This is a genomic window from Anaerophaga thermohalophila str. Valhall (genome assembly GCF_000250735.1).
Taxonomy (GTDB): domain Bacteria; phylum Bacteroidota; class Bacteroidia; order Bacteroidales; family Marinilabiliaceae; genus Anaerophaga; species Anaerophaga thermohalophila_A.
In genome coordinates this window covers 1-1,107 of sequence record NZ_AHZV01000314.1, presented here as the reverse complement: position 1 = coordinate 1,107, position 1,107 = coordinate 1, and the positions used below count along the sequence as shown (strand labels likewise).

The window sequence follows — 1,107 nt, the reverse complement described above, 5'->3', positions numbered from 1 at the left end:
ACAATAGGTCAATAGGTCATTAGGCTAATAGGACAATAGGACAATAGGTTAATAGGTCATTAGGTTAATAGAAACTATATTAGTGCGTGTCAATAGACTCGCAAAATTTTTCACAATATGTGTGTCTGTTCAGAAAGTGCCAGATGCAAGGCTTGCGAAGCCGTCAAAAACGGGGTTTACTTTTCGTAAATGAGTATTTTGGCGGCAAGCGTAACACAGCAAATGGTACTTTATGGACAGACACTATATTAGCCTGAAACTCGGAACATAAAACACAAAACAAAACACAAAACATTATGAAAACCAGGAATATATTTTTAGGCCTGATAGCAGGAGCATTCATGTTGACATCCTGCGGTATGGGCGGCCAGAAGAAATCGGAAGAAAAATCAGAAAGTGAAACGACAAAAACAGCAACAGTGGAAGAAGCGTTAAATGCACTGACAGAAGAAGAGAAAGCCGAAGGCTGGCGTCTGCTTTTCAACGGAGAAAACTTTGAGGGCTGGCGAGGCTATAATAAGGAAGCTGTTCCAGGCGCCTGGAGTATCGAGGATAATGCTATCAAGATTAACGGCTCGGGAGAGGGCGAAGCCGGTGCCGAAGATGGCGGTGACATAATATACGATGAGAAGTTCAGGAACTTCGAGTTGAAATTCGACTGGAAAGTATCGAAAGGAGGCAACAGCGGTGTCTTTTACCTGGCCCGGGAATTTGATGATCTTCCCATTTATCGTTCTGCCCCTGAGTATCAGATACTGGACAACGAGAATCACCTGGACGCCCAGCTGGGAAAAGAGGGCAACCGTCAGTCGGCTTCGTTGTACGATCTGATACCTGCAAAGCCGCAAAACAGCAAGCCGTGGGGTGAATGGAACACCGGTTCCATAATAGTATACAAAGGAACGGTTGTACACAAGCAAAACGGTGAAGTTGTTCTTGAGTACCATCTGTGGACACCCGAGTGGGAAGAGATGATAGCAAACAGTAAGTTTAAGGGATGGACGGAAATGATCAACGCCGGTGGCGAAGAACGCATGGGATACATCGGACTTCAGGATCATGGCGATGATGTATGGTTCCGCAACATTAAGCTGAAAGTAATGGAGT

1 protein-coding gene is annotated in these 1,107 nt (G+C 45.0%); it reads left to right on the top strand.

Annotated features, from left to right (window positions below; genetic code table 11):
• Positions 1–296 precede the first annotated feature (296 nt).
• Positions 297–1,107: 3-keto-disaccharide hydrolase (locus OQ5_RS0116045; protein ID WP_016778463.1), on the top strand; the 811-nt coding region annotated here is incomplete at its 3' end.